Here is a 17,264-nt window from a genome sequence, read left to right on the forward strand (position 1 = left end):
CTCGCCGAACCAATAAACTGGCCGAAAGCGGCCACAATGATGCGCTATTTCTAAAATGCCACGGACGGCCGCGATTGAGCGTTTGATGTAGGCGACCGCCAGCCAAGGAGAAGAGCCATGAGCCCGTTCATCGCACGTCCTGAACACGGAGTTGTCTGGATCACCGGCGCAAGTTCCGGCATCGGCCGTGCACTGGCGCTGAAATTGGCGGAAGAAGGCTACAAGGTGGCCGTTACGGCCCGTAGCCACGACAAGCTTCTGGCCTTGCAGGCCGAGGCAAGCAGCCTTCCCGGCAGCATCGTCGTGGTGGATGGCGACGTGACCAATGCCGAAGATATGGAGCACACCATAGCGGCTATCGAATATCAGCACGGCGCGGTTGCGCTGGCTGTGCTCAATGCCGGTATCTATCTGCCGGCGCGCGGCGAGGATCTGAACCATGAGGTTTTCGACCGCAGTTTCGCGGTCAACCTCCATGGCGTGGTCAATTGCCTCATTCCGGCAGTGCGGCACATGCGGGCCAGGGGATATGGCCAGGTTGCGCTTGTGTCGTCACTTGCGGGCTATGCTGGCCTTCCCGGTTGCGCCGCCTACGGCGCCACCAAGGCCGCCCTCATCAACATGGCGGAAAGCCTGAACTTCGAACTCGATCGCATGGGCATCCATATCCAGCTCATAACCCCCGGCTATGTCGAAACGCCGCTGACGGCGAACAACAAATTCGCCATGCCGGGTATCCTGTCCGCCAAGGAAGCGGCCGACACGATCGCTGCCGGATTGAAGTCACCGGCTTTCGACATCAGTTTCCCGAAGAGCATGGTCTATCGAGCAAAGCTTTTGAAGCTGCTGCCCTACGGCCTCTATTTCCGCATGGTCCGATATTTTCTCGGAGGCGGCGGCAAGCGGCCGTCCGTCGGCACACGGGCAACGCCGCACCCGGCGGAGTAGCGCTTATCATTCAGTCTTCAGCGACGCATGCGCTTCAAGCGCGCGTCGCCGCGCAACGGCATGATCGACGATCGGTCGTGGATAGTGCTGGCCAAGTATTATGCCCGAGCGCCTGAGCACATCATCAGGTGCCTCGAATGGCCGATGGATATATTTGCCGTCAAGATTGGCCAATTCGGGCACGAAGGTCCTGATATAACCGCCGTCCGCATCAAATTTTTCGCCCTGCAGCACCGGATTGAAGATGCGGAAGAAGGGTGAGGCATCGGCGCCGGACCCCGCCACCCATTGCCAGTTTGCGGCGTTGGCCGCCGGGTCGGCATCAACAAGCGTGTCGCGGAACCAGCTTTCTCCCTCGCGCCAGTCGATCAATAGATCCTTGATCAGGAAGGAGGCGACGATCATGCGGACGCGATTGTGCATCCAGCCATGGCGCCAGAGCTGTCGCATGCCGGCATCGACGATCGGATATCCCGTTTGCCCACGCCGCCAGCTGTCGAACAGCTTCGCATCCGAGCGCCATGGGAAATCGTCATAGCGATCGTTCCAGTTGGCCGAATTGAGTTTGGGGAAATGGAAGAGCTGATGATAGCAGAATTCCCGCCACGCCAGTTCCTTGCGAAAGCGAACGATATTGTCCGTCGGGATATGTTTGGGAAGACCGCGCGTAGAGTGCCAGACCCGCGCTGGCGAGATCTCACCGAGCGCCAGATGTGGCGAAAGCAGCGATGTTGCCGGCTTGTCGGGAAAATCGCGATCGATGGCGTAGCTGTCGAGTGAGGCCTCGATGAAATCGGTGAGCTTCTCGCGTGCCGCAGCCTCGCCTGGTGTCCACATATCCTGGAAATCGGAGGCCCAGTTCGGCTTGGTCGGCAGCAGCCCCCACGAGCCGAGCGAATCCGATTGGGGCCAGTGGCTGGGTGCCTCCATTTTTTTCGGGGCATCGATCGGGAAGGGTGGCTCGCCGGATTGCTCCAGTGCCCGCCAGAACGGCGTATAGGTCTTGTAGGGATTGCCCGTGCCGGTGCGCACGCGGGACGGTTCGTGCAGCAGCTGACCGGCAAAGCTGTTTGCCTCGAAACCTGCATCCCGCAAGCTCTTCTTGACGTGCATATCCACAGCCATGCCTGCGGGATCATAGCGGCGGTTCCAGACGATCGCTTCTGCTCCGGTTTCCTCGACAAACTTTTGGATGACCGAAAGGGCATCACCCGTTCGCAGAACAAGCTTGCTGCCGAGCGCGAGAAGACTTTCGTCCAAGGCGGCGAGGGAATGATGCAGCCACCATCGTTGTGCCGCCCCGAGCGGCCCACAGCCTTTCACTTCCGGCTCTTGGATATAGATGGGAACGACAGGCCGCCCTGAGGCCGCCGCCGTCTGCAGGGCGTGATTGTCGTCAAGACGGAGATCCTTGCGGAACCACAGGAGGATAGGCTTCGGCTCGCTGTTGGATGATGTCATGGTTCTCGTCGGTCGCCTGTACGGTTTTCAGATGTTGTGTTGCCGCCGAACCAGTATACGACGCGGGTAGAGGAATGGTTCCACCACCGCCCGTTTCATAAGAGAATTCTACACGCAACTCTCGTGAAGGAATCTGGACACTGCCTGTGATATAAGGGTCTTTGTCACTGTTCTGTAATGCAAATTCGCTAGCAGTCCAGCCGATTGACGGCCCAGAATTGACAGGCGGGGAAAATTGATATGGCGGAAATTCGGATCGAACAAGTTCGCAAGGCCTATGGACGCAATGAGGTCGTTCATGGTGTCGACCTGAATTTCCGATCGGGCGAGTTCGTCGTCATTCTCGGGCCTTCCGGCTGCGGCAAGTCCACGTTGCTGCGCATGATTGCCGGCCTTGAGGATATTTCCTCGGGCGAGATCATCATCGACGGCAAGGTCGTCAATCAGCTTGAGCCCCGCGAGCGCGGCTGCGCCATGGTCTTCCAGAACTACGCGCTCTACCCGCACATGAATGTCGCTGCCAATATGGGCTATGCATTGAAGGTGGCCGGCGTGCCGCGCGAGGAGCGTGACCGACGCATCAAGGAAACCGCCAAGATCGTCGGCCTGGAGGATTTCCTCGCCCGCAAGCCGGCCGAGCTTTCCGGCGGCCAGCGCCAGCGCGTCGCCATGGGTCGCGCTATCATCCGCGAGCCGAAGGTCTTCCTCTTCGACGAACCGCTGTCCAACCTCGATGCCAAACTGCGCGTACAGATGCGCGTCGAAATCCGCCGCCTGCACAAGCGCCTGTCGGCCACTTCGGTTTTCGTGACCCATGACCAGGTCGAGGCCATGACACTCGCCGACAAACTGGTGGTCATGTACAAGGGAAATGTCGAGCAGGTCGGCACCCCTCTTGAAATCTACAACACGCCGCGCACCCGCTTCGTCGGCTCCTTCATCGGCTCGCCGGCCATGAACTTCCTGGAAGGCACATTTTCGGCCAACGGCGAGCAGTTCATCTTCGATGGCCTGCCGATCGGCATTGATGCCAATATCGGCAAGCGTCATGCCGGCCAGCCTGTCGCCCTCGGTATCCGCCCGGAACATGCCCGTCTCGTGCCGGCAGGCACGCTTGGCGCCATTCCGGCGACGGTGGATTTCGTTGAAGAACTCGGCGCCGGCCGTGTCATCCATTGCGATATAAACGGATCGAGCTTTGCCGTCGCCGTATCGGACCACACGACCGGTCAGACCGGCCAGTCCGTTGGTCTCGAACTGCCGCCGCAGCACACGCATCTCTTTGCACAGGATACCGGCCTGCGGCTCGACGCCGTTGCCTCCGTCACGCCGCTTAAGGTGATGGCGCACTAATTTCAGACATCAATTTTTAGCAGGAGTGCCCGGAAGTCTTTATGACTTCCGGGCTTTTTTATGCCGAGCTGCCGTCGATTGCGGCAGCGATCCGGGCTCTAGGCTCGCCGGCGGATCATTTGGCGCATTCGAAACTCTCCGCCTTGTTCGGATCGGTCGCCCCGGCCTTGTATTTCGGATAAGAGGGGTATTCGCACATGGGCCGTGTGCGGCCGGCGCCATCCTTGCCGGCATCGCCGACGATCAGATTTTCGGGGGCTTTTCCTTTTTCGACCCAATTCTCCAATGCCGTCAGAGGATCCCAGGCGGCGATGAACTTGCCGCTGCCATGGCCGAATCCGGGCACGAGGTAGAAGCGCATGAAGCTATGGACCTCGTCCGCCCTCATCGTTTTGACCACGCGCTCATAGTAGGAAACCGTATTGTAAGGCGAGATCGCGAAATCGATGGTGCCGTGCATCAGCAGCATCTTGCCACCGCGCTTTTCGAATGCGGACAGGTCGGCGCTGTTCGCATCGATCAGCTTGGAAACCTCCCCTATACGCTTTGCATATTTCGCGGGATCGAAAGTCATGGTGTCGAACTTCGGATCGCGCACGATCGCGTAGCGGATCAGTGGATCTGCCAGGACGGCAAGGCCGAAATTGGCGACAGGAGTCGGCGGATTTGTCAGATCCGGCGATAGGCCGAAACCCCAGAGACCATAGAGATCGCCACCTTGAAAAATCGGCCAGCGCGCGAAGCCCTCGACACCGTCCTGCAGCTTGACCGGAGACTTATAGGGCGTGTTGATCGTCTTCAATACCGCGATCTGCGCGTCTGAAAGGCATGTGTCGCCTTCATCCTTTCCGCTTGTGCAGCGAAGGTCCTCAACCTTGAAGGTTGCGTCGCAGGCTGTCGTATTCGAGATGAGGCCGTCTTCAACGCCGTCGAGCTTGTCGCATGCCCTGGTGACGGCAGAATTGAGCAGTTCGACTTTGGCGGGGTTTAGATAGCCGCCCTTCCGATAGAAAGCCTTCGCGAGATGATTGCCGGAAAGCTGCAAGGCGGAGAAGGGGTTGGCCGGATGAGTGACGATGGCGCCATCGTAATCGGCCGGCCAGCGCTGGATGGCAATCAGGGATTCGTGCCCGCCCTGCGAATTGCCTTGAATATAGGTCTTCTGCGGCTTCCTGCCGTAATAGTCGGAGACCACGGCCATTGTGACATCGTGGGTCTTCTTGATTTGCAGACCGCCGAAATTGGCAAGGGCCTCATCGTTCAGGAGAAATTTGCCGTCGAGCACCGATGGCGACTGGTGGCCGCTGTCGCTGCCGAAGGTAACATAGCCGCGCTGCAGAGGCGTCTGGACGGCATCCGAGCCAAAGGAGACGTTTTTGACCGCCTCGATCAGGGTTCCGTCATAGCCTCCGCCGCCATACTGGATGATCTTGTCGTTCCAGGTCAGCGGCAGATTGATTTGGAAATTGATGTTCGGTGCCTTGGGATCAACGGGCTCGATCCCACCGAGCACCTTACAGAAGCCACCGCCGGCGGCTTGGTCGCCTTTAAGGAGGTCAGCGGAATAGACGACAGCGCGGCGAGCCGGCTCGCCGATCTTGTCCGGGGAAATCAACATTCCGCGCAAGGCCATGCAATGCGCTTCTTCGGGTGTTGGCATGTCTTGAGCAGCGCTGACGCCTGCGCTCAAGAAAAGCACGGCATTCGCCAAGATAAATTGCCAAAGTCTCATTGCGTCCTCCTCCTTGCAATTTCGATGCCTTTGCATGGTTGGATTTGTCGCTCGACCAATTTCGATGTTCCTGTCGGGAACCGCGCGCCTGCACCATCTTTTCGCGACGAAGCCCCACCGCGCCGATAGCGCAGGTGGCGAGATCATGGCGAAAAGCATGCAATTGGCTGAAACTTGACGAATCCCCCCAATCAGGCCCTCCAGCCGATTGAGTCAGTGAAAAATGCAGGCAACGAAGGAGCGTCACAATGCATTTTTCGGGCAATAAATTGCATTAATCGAACATCGCCACAGACGCGCGTGGGGTGGCGTGCGCAGTCAGGCAGCGACAAAAGCCTGGAGGCGGGAGGGGATTTAATGTCTTTGGCGCCGGCGGCGCGGGCAACTGCCGCGCCCGATAATGAGGCGCGGCAGGCTACTTATCACTTCTCGGTCGAGATGAGCCCGCGAACGAACCAGCGCTGCATCAGCACGACGACGGCAAGCGGTGGCAGCATGACGATGAGTGTGCCTGCCATGGCGATATGCCATTCCGGAAGGCCACCAATGTTCGGGATGAGCTGCTTGAGTTCGGTCACTGCCGTCATGTGCGCCGGATCGGTGGTGACGAGCAGCGGCCAGAGATACTGGTTCCAGGATCCGAGAAACATGATCGTGCCAAGTGCGGCCATGTTGGTGCGCGACAGCGGCAGCAGGATGTCAACGAAGAAGCGCAGTGCTCCGGCGCCGTCCATGCGCGCGGCCTCGGTTAGCTCGTCCGGTATCGTCAGGAAGAACTGACGATAGAGGAATGTACCCGTCGCGGTCGCGACCAGCGGCAGGATCAGGCCGATTGAGGAGTTAAGCAACCCGAGGTTCAACGCGACTTCAACGCCTGTAACCTTCTGGATGAGCCAACTGATGCCGGTGACGTCGAGGATCCCCTGATAGGGCGACAAGACGTTCGCCGCGACCGCATAGGTCGGCACGATGCGCACTTCGAGCGGAAGCATCAGCGTTATGAAGATCAGCCAGAAAATGAAATGGCGACCCGGATAGCGAAAGTAGACCAGCGAAAAGGCAGTGATCGCAGAAATCAGCACTTTTCCCACCGCAACACCGCTGGCGAAGATCAGGCTGTTCAGCAGCTTGGGTCCGAGATTGGCGGTTGTCCAGGCCGTCTGCAGATTGAACCAGAAGTCCGAGCCGGGGATCAGCGACATCGGAACCTTGTTGACGTCGGCCAGATTATGCGATGCGGCGATGGAGACGATTGCCAAAGGTCCCACCGCCACCAGGAAGCCGATGAACAGGATCAGATGGGTGAAGAAATTAAGGATAGGTGTGCGCTCGACCATGTCAGCCTCAACGGTAATGAACGCGCCGCTCGATGAAGCGGAACTGGAAAATGGTAATCACGATGATCAGCAGCATCAGAACAATGCTCTGCGCCGCCGCACCAGAAAAATCGAGGCCTTTGAAGCCGTCGGAATAGATCTTGTAGACCATGAGGTTGGTCGAGTTGTGCGGCCCGCCTGATGTCATGATGTCGACGATACCGAATGAATCCTGGAAGCTCTCGGTGATGTTGATGACCAGCAGGAAGAAGATCGTCGGCGTAATTAACGGGAATTGGACATCCCAGAACCGCCGCAGCACGCTGGAGCCATCCATCGCTGCTGCTTCCATCAGCGAGCGCGGAATGCCCTGGAAGGCCGCCAGGAAAAAGATGAAGCTATAGCCGATATATTTCCACGAGAAGGCGGCGATGATGCAAGCCATGGCCGCGTTGCCGTCGAGGCCCGGATCCCAGATGCCCGGCCACCACTGATTGACCACCGCGATAAGGCCGGCTTCCGGCGCCAGAATGAAGCGGAAGGCCATTGCCGATGCGGGCGCAGCAATACCATAGGGCCAGATCAGAACGACGCGGTAGAATTTCGAGCCGCGCAGCTGTCGATCGGTCAGGGCTGCGAGGACAAGGCCGCCAACCATGGAAATGCTGGTGCTGATGGCCGCGAAAATGATGCTGATCGTAACCGAGTTCCAGTAATCGGAACTGGCGAGGATGGCTTTGAAATTGTCGAGCCCGACCCAGATGTTGCCGCCGCCCCAGGGCTGCTGCAGCGTCAACGACCAGAAGACCGCTTGACCGGCCGGCCAATAGAAAAAGGTGAAGATGAGGAGCAGCTGCGGCACTGCGAACAGGATGCCAACGCTCCATTTGCTGAAAGTTATACGCTTTTCCATGGTCTCTTCCGGCTTGGGATTCCGATGCCATTCTTGCTCTCATAACGAACGTCCGCCGGGAAACCCCGGCGGACGCCGCCTGTCACGAGCTTTGCTGCTTAAGGCAGCTGCTTGCCCTTGTAGGTAGCTTCGAAGCGATCGAGAACGGCGTCGCCATTCTTGACCAGATTGTCGATGCCTTCCTGAACGCTGACCTTGTTGGCGAAAATGGCCTGCATCTGATTGCCGAATTCAGCGCGGATCTGCGTGAAGTTGCCGAGGCGAACGCCGCGGGTGATCGGGGTCGGCTCGGAGGCGGTCAAGCTGGCGATCGCGATTTCACGGCCCTTGTAGGGAGCCTTGTCGTAGAAGCCGGAGGACTTCATGAAGTTGAAGCCAGACTTGGTGACCGGAATATAACCGGTGTTGGTCGACCAGAAGAGGGCGGTTTCCGGCTTGGCGATGAAGTTTAGGAACGCGGCAGCGCCCTTGTATTCATCAGAGGACTTGCCGGAGAGAACCCAGAGCGATGCGCCGCCGACGAGCGAGTTCTTGCGCTCGGTGCCGGCATAGACCGGAAGTTCGGCAACATCCCAGTTCAGGCCAGCCTTCTGGGTCTTGGTGATCGAGCCGTGGTCGCCGACCGAGGTGAGGATCATCTGGCAATCACCAGAAGCAAAGGCCTGGACCATATCCTGGCCGAGATCCTTCGACTTGATCTTGATGAGGCCCTGATCGTACCAGCTCTTGAGGTCGGTAACGTACTTGACGAACTTGGTCTTGTTGACGGTGAGGCGAGCGTCGATGCCGTCATAACCGTTGTTCTTCGTTGCGACCGGCTGGTCGTGAATAGCAGAGAACTGCTCCATCAGCTGCCAGCTTTCGTTGCCGGAGATATTGATGGCCATCGGGCAATCATAACCAGCGCCCTTCAGTGCCTTCATGTCGGCAGCGGCATCTTCCCAGGTCTTCGGAGCTTCGGTCTTGCCGATCTTGGCGAAAGCGTCCTTGTTCCAATAGAGCAGAGCGGTCGAAGAGTTGAACGGGAAGGACAGCAGTTCGCCCTTCGACGTTGCGTAGTAACGGGCGATACCCGGGAAATAGTCGTTCCAGTCGACCTTGTAACCGTTTTCAGCCATCAGCTTGGTGACGGAATGATAGGCGCCCGAAAGCATCATGGTCGCGGTGCCGACGTCATAGACCTGAACGATCGTCGGCTGCTTGCCGGCACGGAAGGCGGCAATGGTGTTCTGCAGAGCAGCGTCGTAGCTGCCCTGGCTGACGCAGGAGACTTCATAATCCTTCTGCGAGTCATTGAAGTTCTTGCACATCGTCTGAACAACGCGTTCCAGGTCGCCCGACAGGCCGAACCAGAAATCGAACTTGGTCGGAGCAGCAGCAGCAGGCAAGGCCAGCGCTAAGCTCATGACGCCGGCGGCGGCAGCCGAAATGCAGTTTTTAAGTTTCGACATAATCCCTATTTCCTTTTTGAAAGCTCGGAACCGGTGGTCTTGCGCAAGTCCGCGGTAGCGGCGTTATAGACAAGCTGTGTGACAGTTTGTTGAGGGCGAGAATCCCGTGTTGCCGGGCATTTTCAGTCGAAGTAAGGGGGGGCGGGGCGCGCTCTTCAATCGATTATACATTTGAGAAAATGCTAATCAAGGCGTGCAATATTCAACGGTTCGCGCCCGGCTTGTCGCCTGTTCGCAAGTGGCCGATTACCTTGCTTGCTGACGGCCCGAACGGTGATGCATGATCACCCACGGCGAATCCTGAAAGCATTGGGGGAAGAGATCGATGGATCTGAGTGAGAAGCAGAAGATGGTGGCGGGCGAATGGTATTGTTGCTTCGATCCAGAACTCGATAGCCTGCGCTGGCACGCGCGCGATGCTGTGCATCAGCACAATACCATGCTGCCGTCGCAGCGCGGCAATATGGGGCCTGCTTTATCTGCGCTCTTTGCCGATGCCGGGGAGAGCGCTTTCATCGAGGCTCCGTTCCACTGCTCCTACGGCATGAACATTTCGCTGGGGAGCCGGGTCTATCTGAATGCCGGCTGCACCATTCTCGATAGTGGCAGCGTGCGCATCGGCGACGGCAGCATGCTCGGGCCGGGCGTCCATATATATTGTGCGGAACATCACAAGGATGCGGCGCTGCGCGGGCAGGGCATGGAAATTGCGCGGCCGGTCACGATAGGCCGGAGCGTGTGGATTGGTGGTGGCGCGATCCTCGTCGGTGGCGTGACGATCGGCGACGGCGCAATCATCGGCGCGGGCGCTGTGGTGACCAGGGATGTCGCGCCGGGCGCGACCGTTGTGGGCAATCCCGCTCGTCCGGTCGGCGTAAGATAAAGCGGGGCTAGCTTGCCGGGCGGCGCTTTCGCGTCCACCACACGGCAAATCGCCTGCGCCAGCGGCGCACGGTGGGCATATCATGCGACAGCACGATGAAGCCCAATGGCAGCATCCAGAAGCCAAGCACCGGCAGGAAGCCAAGCAGGCCGCCAAAAATGAGAGCGATGCCGACGCCGAGGCGCGCAAGCCGCGATCGGGGTAGGGGAATTCTCACAGAGCCGAAAACAAGCTCGCGAGTTGAGGGATCAATGCCGAAACGGCGGGTTTTCCGGCCATTTCGATCGGCATTTGCTGTCGTTCCGCTTTGATCAGTCATCCACAGGAAATGGTGAGGCGGCGAAATAATGCAAGAGAATTCGATTTTTTTGAAAAAACCGCTTGGCAAATCGGGAAAGCATTTGTAGAAGCCCACTCACACCGCGCCAAGCGCATTCCCTGGTAGCTCAGCGGTAGAGCATTCGACTGTTAATCGACAGGTCGCCGGTTCGAATCCGGCCCGGGGAGCCACTCTTTCTGAAAGAGCTGGTCTTGGCTATATCCAAAAGAACATGGATGTTGCTTCTCTAACTACCTTTGAAACTCCCATCTGGGATGATATGCGCACGACGATCAAATCGCCAGCGGCGCGTCGCCATGTGGTACTGTCCTGGAGATGGTGGCGCTTGCGCGATCGATAGGGATTCCACGGAAGTCTTTTCAGTTGCGAAGCTGGGCCATTTGCGCTTGTGTCGGCGAAAAGCATGAATCTGAGGAATTGCTAGAGATGATGCGTGGATTGATGACTTTGGCGTTGTGTCTATCGATGAGCGCCGGGCACGCCTTAGCTGAACCCGAAGCCGTCACGAATGCGAAAACGCTTTGCCGCGCAGTCGACACGACAATCTCGCTGTCTCCCTGCACCTACTCCGAGGAAGCGAAAACGGTCACCGTCTCAGTTGCGACCGCAGGCGGAGACGCTCGGGAGCTTTGCCAGACCATCGTGAGTTCGCTTGTCGAAAAGCAGATATATTTCGGTGCCGCTCCCTGGAAGCTCAATCTGAAGTCGCCCGCCAGCGGCGACAGCACGATCGCATCTTGCGATTTGCCGCAAACTCCTCACTGAAGGGTAACGCCGGCCGGAGAGCGGTGGATGAAACGAGAGCTGGTGAGATGTCGAAAGTCAATGATCTGATAACGTCGGCAAAGAGCGTGTGGGACCGATACGATAAGGGGCGCATGGAGAGGGAAACCGTCCGTGAATGGGTCTTGCGCCTCGGAGCCTATCCGCCGCCGCATGGCGACCGCGTGCGGGAAGCAGTGGAGTGGTTCAAGGCCCATTCGGGCGCCGAAGTGGCGGCCGATATCCGAAATGTCGATCTGGACAGATTGAGGGCAATCTTTTCGTAGCGAGCCGATCGCACTTGATTGTCCTTACGAATGCGATAGAGACCAGAGAAGAACGCGACTGCCGTTAATCTAGAACGGGGTCGGGCGGCCGATTGACGTCACGCTGCTGCTGCGAGATCACGCAGCCGTTCTCTTGTCACAAACTTGAAGAGTGCAGGGGCTGCGTCGACGCAGCTGTGCGATGGCATTCGAGGCATTTGACTTAGCGTCGATTTTCCTTCTCGATGCCGCTTGTGGCGTAGTTGACCTGTCTTTCCCACCCATGCCAGATTGCCGCCGTTCTTCCGACTGCTGATGGGGCGTACGGGGAACATGGGCCGCGTTCGGCATGTTGGGGGATACAATGGTTGAGGAAACGAGCTCTCGCACGGGAGCGTTGGTTGGTTGGGTTGTTAGCGCAATCGTGATTCTCATATTGGCGGCCGATGCTGCCGTAGATCTTTTTTCACCCTCGCTGATCAGTGCCGAGATGGAGGCATCGGGCTTCCCGACCAGCCAGGCAACATTGCTCGGCCTGATCATCCTCGTCTGCGCAGTTCTCTATGCGATTCCACGTACCGCGGTTCTGGGAGCCATCCTGACGACGGGCTTCTTTGGTGGCGCGATCTGCACCCATTTCCGCCTCGGAGAAGTGGGGTCTCCGCCACAACTTATCAGTTTGGTTTTAGGTATCATGGCCTGGGGTGGTCTCTATCTTCGCGACAAGCGGATTCGCGACCTTCTGCCCTTTCGCGTCGCGGCTGGCTGAAAAACGAACGCCACACCACCAGGGCTTTTTTGTGTTGCAACAACAGTATGTTGCACCTGCTCTGATTCATCGCTCGCTAACCATAGCTCCTTAACCGGCAGGAATTGGACCACTGCGACAAGTGGTAAATTCACACGCCGTTATCGACAGTTTTCGTGCAGATGTATGTGGTATTTCGACGAAATTTGGTTCAAGGTATGGTTGCTCTCGTGAATGTGAGAAAATGTTCATGTGGCGTTAATATGAACCGGCGCATGAACGTAGTGCGCGATACGCGCAGCATAGTCCCCCAATGCTTAGAGGTTCGACATGAAAAACCTGATTCTTGCTTCTGCACTTGCTTTGGCATCGGTCGTTGCCGTCAGCGCATCGGCCGAGGCAGCTCCGATGCATCATCGTCACCATCAACATTGCCACATTAAGAAGGTGAAGCATAAGGTTCATGGCCACTGGGTCGTACGCAAGGTACGCGTCTGCCGTTAATCGGTAGAAGCTTCGAACTATCGGAAATTCCCTTTTGACAGCAAGTCGGCCGCTACCGAAATCACCGGTAGCGGCCGTTAGCTTTTCCAGGCTTGAAGATCTCAAGCCAGATGGTGGTTCAAATCGCGGGCGCCTGGGAGCCAAACGGTTGGCCGTTGATCGTTACACCAGGATCCATCAATCAGAGGCGTCAGGGGCGTATTTCAAATATAACGCCACTATGGTGGCGGTGACGGTAGCGCCTGTCGTCGGACCAGTAACGATCCCTGTCGCGACGATCCCAGCCGCGGTCGCCACGCCAATGGCGGCGATCACGATCGCGCCAATGACGGCGATCGTCATACGAGTCCGGGTGCCAGCGTGTGCCATGGTCCTGGACCAGAATGATGTTAGAGCTATTCGGCGCCGATGGGCTGCCGAAAGGCGCTGCCGAGGCGGGCAGGGCAACAGATAATAAGGACCCCACGGCCAAAGCGGCGGTCAAGGCGATTGAAGCAAGATGTTTCAAGTCGGTAACTCCTTCTTAGGCACGTCCCTTTCACCGTAAACGCTGTGGGTGCGACAAGGTTCCCCTTTCTGGTTGATCGGGATTCGTCACGACACGCGGTGATGGATGGTCATGCTTGCGATTTCAGGAGTTCAGCGCATAAAAAAAAGGGGGCCGGCAGGGAAAGCCGGCCCCCTTCCTTCTCTGATCGGAGGTCAAATCTGATCAGGTTAGAAGTTGCGTTCGAAACGCAGGATGCCCGAAACGGTGTCGTCGTGGGCGTAGTCGTAGTGAACGTAGGTCAGTTCCGGCTCGACGAGGAGGTTCTTAACCGGATTGAACTTCAGGTTCGTGGTGGCTTCGAACATCTTCGAGTCGGTGTAAGCGAGCTGGAGGTTCCACTTCAGCTTTTCATTGACCGGAACGCCAACGCCGCCCCAAACTGCCCAGTCACCCCAGCCGCACTTCGATGCGTTGACGGTGCCATTCGGCGCCGTGCAGGCCGAAACGTCCTGGTTGGTGCCGGCATACTTGTTGAGCTTGTCGCCGTCGGTGTTGTAGCCGCCCATCAAGAAGGCCGTGAATGCGCCGAAGTCAGCGTCTACGCGAGCCTTGATGGCGCCTTCCTTGACGATCGAGTCATAACCGCCAACGACCTTGAAGCCCCATGCACCGGACTTGAAGCCGAGACCGCCAACAACGTCAGGAGCGTAGTGGTTGGTCTTGTCGTCCGTCCAGAAGCTGGCGCCGTAAGATGCCGAGCCGGTCGTAGCAGAGTTGGAATCTTCGAGCGAGATCACAGCCGAGAAGCCGTTGCCGCCGTCATATTCATAGGTCAACTGGTTGAGTTCGTACGGACCGTCATAGATCACGTCGTCGTTGATGACGTCGCCGGCATAACCCATGTACAGGTTGTACTGCGAGTCTTTCTTACCAACCGTGAAGCCGCCGAGGCTGATGTAGGACCACAGCAGGTTGGTGCTGGTGGAGCCGCCGTCATTCCAGTCCCAACGAACGATGGTTTCGGTCTTCAGCGGGCCGTATTCGGTGTCGGTCGCGGTGTCGACGTTCAGCTCAGCACGAGTGTGCCACAGCGTGCCCTGATGGCTGTCACGGTTATAGGCGTTGTACCATTCACCTTCCGTACGAACCTTGCCGCCGATCTTGAGGCAGGTTTCCGTACCCGGGATGAAGAAGTAGCCTGCACCGTAGGCGTCGCAGATGCGAACGTATTCCAGCGGCTCCGGCTCAGCAGCAACGATAGCGTCAGCTGCATGAGCACCGGATACTGCTGCCAGGGCAGCAGCGGAGCCGAGAAGAAGGCTCTTGATGTTCATAATAACTCCAATCTTTCTTGATTGGGCCTGAGATTTCGCGCCGCCGAAGCGGCGTGCCCAACCCCATCCCGTTCATGTTCCCTATCAGTAGGTGCGAAGTAATAAGCCCCGCGAACTATTTCCTGAACCTGCTTCACTGATTTGGCAAGATACTAAGACTGGCGAACTATATGTGCGCTATCCGAAAAAAAAGTTTGTTGCAAAAATGACGCAATTCGCCGACTGAGCCGACTATGTGGCCATTTTGCGCCCAATTGGCGACACCGAAAACAAGGGCTGTCTTTGGGCTGCAAGTCCTGAACGGCGTCGCCGGAACGATGCCGGGGAGGGCGAGTCGGAGATGCGCGGCAATCGCATTGTGTCGTTTGCGTTCCGGATCGATCCGGCATGTGTTCAGGAGTGTTTATATCAGCGGCAACGAGAATGATGGAGCTGCTCTGATCTGCGCATCCGCATATCCGGCGCGAAACGATAGCAGTGCGCCCGATGAGACTACTGGGGGCGTAGTCTCATCGGGCGCGGGACTGTCCGGTTCAGGGGTGGCATCCAAACCGGTAGCAATGAAGCTAACATCTACCGTAGGTGTGTATAACCTACCTGAATGGGCTGGCACGAACGCGGCCCCGTTAGGAAACGGAGCTGCGCAATGGATACCGTTTCAAAATGGTTCGAAACGAGTTCGAATCCGTGTCTCACCGGATTGACTCACCACAAGGGAATGACGGCGGCAGTTAACGATGGCTTCCGACGAACGGTCTATCCTCCGAACCGCGCGACGCAACGACTTAGGTGGTCACTGCGCTTTCCCATCGCATATGGAGGATCGGGAAGGGACGGCCCTGGTCGTCAAGCTCCGAACGGCCCGTCACCTTGAACCCCAACCTTTCGTAAAAGCCCACCGCCGTCGGATTCTGCTCGTTGACATCGACGGTAACGACGTCTTTTCCTGTTCGGAAAGTGTCGAGAAGAAGACGTCCTAAGCCTGCGCCTCTGCTTTCCGCATGAACGAAAAGCGCGTCGATATGGTTTCCGGAGGTTCCCAGGAAGGCGTGGGATGTATCGTCACCATCGACAGCCACTGTGAATTCGGCATTCGACAGGTAATCCTCCAGCACCATCTTCCCGATCGCCTCCAGATCCGAGTCACTGAGAAAATGATGGGTGGCTTCGACGGCCGTCCGCCATACCTCATAGTTACGCGCTATGTCGGCCGGTTTGGCTTGTCGCAACTGGAACATGTCAGCCTCTCTCATGTCTTTTTATGATTCTCAGGTGCTCGTTTAGGATCTCCGTCGGAATGCGTAAAGACTGCTTGCGCGTGTGGTTCGTGTCACGGGGCCTTCATGAGGAGCCGCTAGACGGCAACTCATGACCCACGTTTCCGACAAGACCCAGCCCAAAATCGCCAAGTCGATCGTTGACCCTACTGCAAGGATCAGAGACTCGATCATAGGTGATCGTTGCGAGGTTCTCGCAGATACCTCTCTGCATTCTACGCAACTCGGCGATTTCTCTTATCTCGGGCCTCGTTGCACGGTTGCCGATGCCGAGATAGGGCGCTTCTGCGCCATTGCCGCCGAGGTGAGAATCGGTGCGCCCAATCATCCGATCGATCGTCCCTCAATGCATCGTTTCACCTATTGCCCGGAATATTATTCGGCAGACGCGACACGCGATCTTGCTTTCTTTGAAAAACGCCATGCCGACCGTGTGACTATCGGCCACGATGTTTGGATAGGGCATGGCGTGATCGTTCTGCCCGGTGTCACAGTTGGGAATGGAGCGGTACTGGCGGCCGGAGCCGTCGTTACCAAGGACGTCTCGCCCTATACGATCGTTGGAGGCGTCCCGGCTCGCTTGATCCGTGAGCGATTCAGTGCGTCCGTCGCGGCGAAGCTGAATGATATTGCGTGGTGGGATTGGCCGTTCGAAACCATAATGGAGCGTCTTGAAGACTTCCAATCCACCAACATCGAATCCTTCTGCGAACGCTGGTCGAAAATCGGCTGATCACCGAGATTGCGATCATGATTTCAAGATCTTTCGGAAGCCGTCGGCTCCAGCGACAAATCGGCCGCTATGTTAGATGCCCCCAAGTCGAGCGACATTCTCCGAATGTATAGAGCGAACAAATTGGCAAGTCTGAAAATACCGAAAAAATTCACTTTCTTACGCAATTATAGAGGGAGAGGAGAATCGGAGAGATCGCCAAAAGTGGTGGGAGACGAATGGAGGTCTCACTACTACAGACGAATTCACCTCAGTTCGCCGGCACGAAAAATGAGTAGATCAAGCAGATCGGCAAGGTCGTCTCTGTCGTCAAAATCGAGGCGTGCCTAGGTGCGATCATGCGTAATGCAGTCTCTAAACTGAAACAGCCGGCCACGCCAAAGTATTAGGAGGTAGCGGAATGGATCGTAGGTGGAATTTCATAACGCACAACCATCCGATGGGATGTATAGCCAGGTACTGACTATATCACCATGGCGAGAAGCGGGTTATTCGTGCGCGCCGCGATCACATTATTCTTCGGCACGCAGGCAAGCCGAATGCGCGGGCAAGTTCGCCCTCCTGGTTAGGCAATTCGTCAATAGAGCCGGATAGCGGAGAGCTTGTCGGCGCTATATAAAATACCGACAACAATCGGCCCTATTGGGCAACGACATGCAAAACGGAAGCTTCGAAGAGCTCTGCGACAGACTGGTGGGATGACATGGCGGTCGGGCAAAAGGCTAAGCTGAGGGAGAGCATCGTAGCCTACGC

At 57.4% G+C, this 17,264-nt stretch carries 17 protein-coding genes and 1 tRNA gene; 9 read left to right on the forward strand and 9 right to left on the reverse strand.

What is annotated here, in order from left to right:
* Positions 1 to 117 precede the first annotated feature (117 nt).
* Positions 118 to 948 carry an SDR family NAD(P)-dependent oxidoreductase gene (locus ACQZ6F_RS16555; RefSeq protein ID WP_449093346.1) on the forward strand — a complete coding sequence of 277 codons (831 nt, stop codon included), beginning with the start codon at positions 118 to 120 and terminating at the stop codon, positions 946 to 948.
* A 6-nt stretch (positions 949 to 954) separates the two neighbouring features.
* Here the strand turns inward: ACQZ6F_RS16555 and ACQZ6F_RS16560 are convergent, their stop codons facing one another.
* Positions 955 to 2,409: a cryptochrome/photolyase family protein gene (locus tag ACQZ6F_RS16560; protein ID WP_449093345.1), complete on the reverse strand. Its 1,455-nt coding sequence runs from the start codon at positions 2,407 to 2,409 to the stop codon at positions 955 to 957.
* Between the two features lie 240 nt (positions 2,410 to 2,649).
* On the opposite strand from ACQZ6F_RS16560, the gene ACQZ6F_RS16565 reads away from it, so the two are divergent.
* A complete protein-coding gene (locus ACQZ6F_RS16565) occupies positions 2,650 to 3,762 on the forward strand; it encodes a sn-glycerol-3-phosphate import ATP-binding protein UgpC (protein WP_077469758.1) in 1,113 nt (370 codons plus the stop codon).
* Positions 3,763 to 3,877: 115 nt separating this feature from the next.
* On the opposite strand, the gene ACQZ6F_RS16570 is transcribed toward ACQZ6F_RS16565, so the two are convergent.
* From ACQZ6F_RS16570 to ACQZ6F_RS16585, 4 genes are all read right to left on the reverse strand, one after another.
* Positions 3,878 to 5,494 carry a tannase/feruloyl esterase family alpha/beta hydrolase gene (locus ACQZ6F_RS16570; protein ID WP_449093344.1) on the reverse strand — a complete coding sequence of 539 codons (1,617 nt, stop codon included), beginning with the start codon at positions 5,492 to 5,494 and terminating at the stop codon, positions 3,878 to 3,880.
* Positions 5,495 to 5,916: 422 nt separating this feature from the next.
* Positions 5,917 to 6,831 carry an ABC transporter permease subunit gene (locus ACQZ6F_RS16575; protein ID WP_449093343.1) on the reverse strand — a complete coding sequence of 305 codons (915 nt, stop codon included), beginning with the start codon at positions 6,829 to 6,831 and terminating at the stop codon, positions 5,917 to 5,919.
* Positions 6,832 to 6,838: 7 nt separating this feature from the next.
* Positions 6,839 to 7,723, reverse strand: a complete 885-nt coding sequence (locus ACQZ6F_RS16580; protein ID WP_449093342.1) for a carbohydrate ABC transporter permease — start codon at positions 7,721 to 7,723, stop codon at positions 6,839 to 6,841.
* A 98-nt stretch (positions 7,724 to 7,821) separates the two neighbouring features.
* Complete coding sequence (locus tag ACQZ6F_RS16585) at positions 7,822 to 9,174, reverse strand: extracellular solute-binding protein (RefSeq protein WP_449093341.1); 1,353 nt, start codon at positions 9,172 to 9,174, stop codon at positions 7,822 to 7,824.
* A gap of 325 nt (positions 9,175 to 9,499) precedes the next feature.
* Here ACQZ6F_RS16585 and ACQZ6F_RS16590 point away from each other — a divergent pair, with 325 nt between their 5' ends.
* Complete coding sequence (locus ACQZ6F_RS16590) at positions 9,500 to 10,057, forward strand: sugar O-acetyltransferase (protein WP_449093340.1); 558 nt, start codon at positions 9,500 to 9,502, stop codon at positions 10,055 to 10,057.
* A gap of 7 nt (positions 10,058 to 10,064) precedes the next feature.
* On the opposite strand, the gene ACQZ6F_RS16595 is transcribed toward ACQZ6F_RS16590, so the two are convergent.
* Positions 10,065 to 10,376 (reverse strand): hypothetical protein, encoded by a 312-nt coding sequence (locus ACQZ6F_RS16595; RefSeq protein WP_449093698.1) that lies wholly within the window; start codon positions 10,374 to 10,376, stop codon positions 10,065 to 10,067.
* Between the two features lie 116 nt (positions 10,377 to 10,492).
* Between ACQZ6F_RS16595 and ACQZ6F_RS16600 the strand changes: the two genes are divergently transcribed.
* The 5 genes from ACQZ6F_RS16600 (at position 10,493) to ACQZ6F_RS16620 (ending at position 12,677) form a co-directional block, all read left to right on the forward strand.
* Positions 10,493 to 10,567: transfer RNA gene (locus ACQZ6F_RS16600), tRNA-Asn, on the forward strand.
* Positions 10,568 to 10,760: 193 nt separating this feature from the next.
* Positions 10,761 to 11,162, forward strand: coding sequence for a hypothetical protein (locus ACQZ6F_RS16605; protein ID WP_449093339.1), 402 nt, complete (start codon positions 10,761 to 10,763; stop codon positions 11,160 to 11,162).
* Between the two features lie 47 nt (positions 11,163 to 11,209).
* Entirely contained in the window at positions 11,210 to 11,446 is a 237-nt protein-coding gene (locus ACQZ6F_RS16610; protein ID WP_449093338.1) for a hypothetical protein, read from the forward strand.
* A 343-nt stretch (positions 11,447 to 11,789) separates the two neighbouring features.
* On the forward strand, positions 11,790 to 12,194 hold the full coding sequence (locus ACQZ6F_RS16615; RefSeq protein ID WP_449093337.1) for a DoxX family protein: 405 nt from the start codon (positions 11,790 to 11,792) through the stop codon (positions 12,192 to 12,194).
* 309 nt (positions 12,195 to 12,503) lie between these two features.
* On the forward strand, positions 12,504 to 12,677 hold the full coding sequence (locus ACQZ6F_RS16620) for a hypothetical protein (RefSeq protein WP_169055449.1): 174 nt from the start codon (positions 12,504 to 12,506) through the stop codon (positions 12,675 to 12,677).
* A 177-nt stretch (positions 12,678 to 12,854) separates the two neighbouring features.
* Here ACQZ6F_RS16620 and ACQZ6F_RS16625 read toward each other — a convergent pair whose 3' ends face one another.
* From ACQZ6F_RS16625 to ACQZ6F_RS16635, 3 genes are all read right to left on the reverse strand, one after another.
* Positions 12,855 to 13,019: a hypothetical protein gene (locus ACQZ6F_RS16625; RefSeq protein WP_449093336.1), complete on the reverse strand. Its 165-nt coding sequence runs from the start codon at positions 13,017 to 13,019 to the stop codon at positions 12,855 to 12,857.
* Between the two features lie 375 nt (positions 13,020 to 13,394).
* Entirely contained in the window at positions 13,395 to 14,501 is a 1,107-nt protein-coding gene (locus tag ACQZ6F_RS16630; RefSeq protein ID WP_077469767.1) for a porin, read from the reverse strand.
* A 785-nt stretch (positions 14,502 to 15,286) separates the two neighbouring features.
* Positions 15,287 to 15,739 (reverse strand): acetyltransferase, encoded by a 453-nt coding sequence (locus tag ACQZ6F_RS16635; RefSeq protein WP_449093335.1) that lies wholly within the window; start codon positions 15,737 to 15,739, stop codon positions 15,287 to 15,289.
* A 130-nt stretch (positions 15,740 to 15,869) separates the two neighbouring features.
* Between ACQZ6F_RS16635 and ACQZ6F_RS16640 the strand changes: the two genes are divergently transcribed.
* Positions 15,870 to 16,511 (forward strand): DapH/DapD/GlmU-related protein, encoded by a 642-nt coding sequence (locus tag ACQZ6F_RS16640; protein WP_449093334.1) that lies wholly within the window; start codon positions 15,870 to 15,872, stop codon positions 16,509 to 16,511.
* The last annotated feature ends 753 nt before the right edge of the window (positions 16,512 to 17,264 follow it).

This window comes from Rhizobium sp. A22-96, from assembly GCF_053521805.1.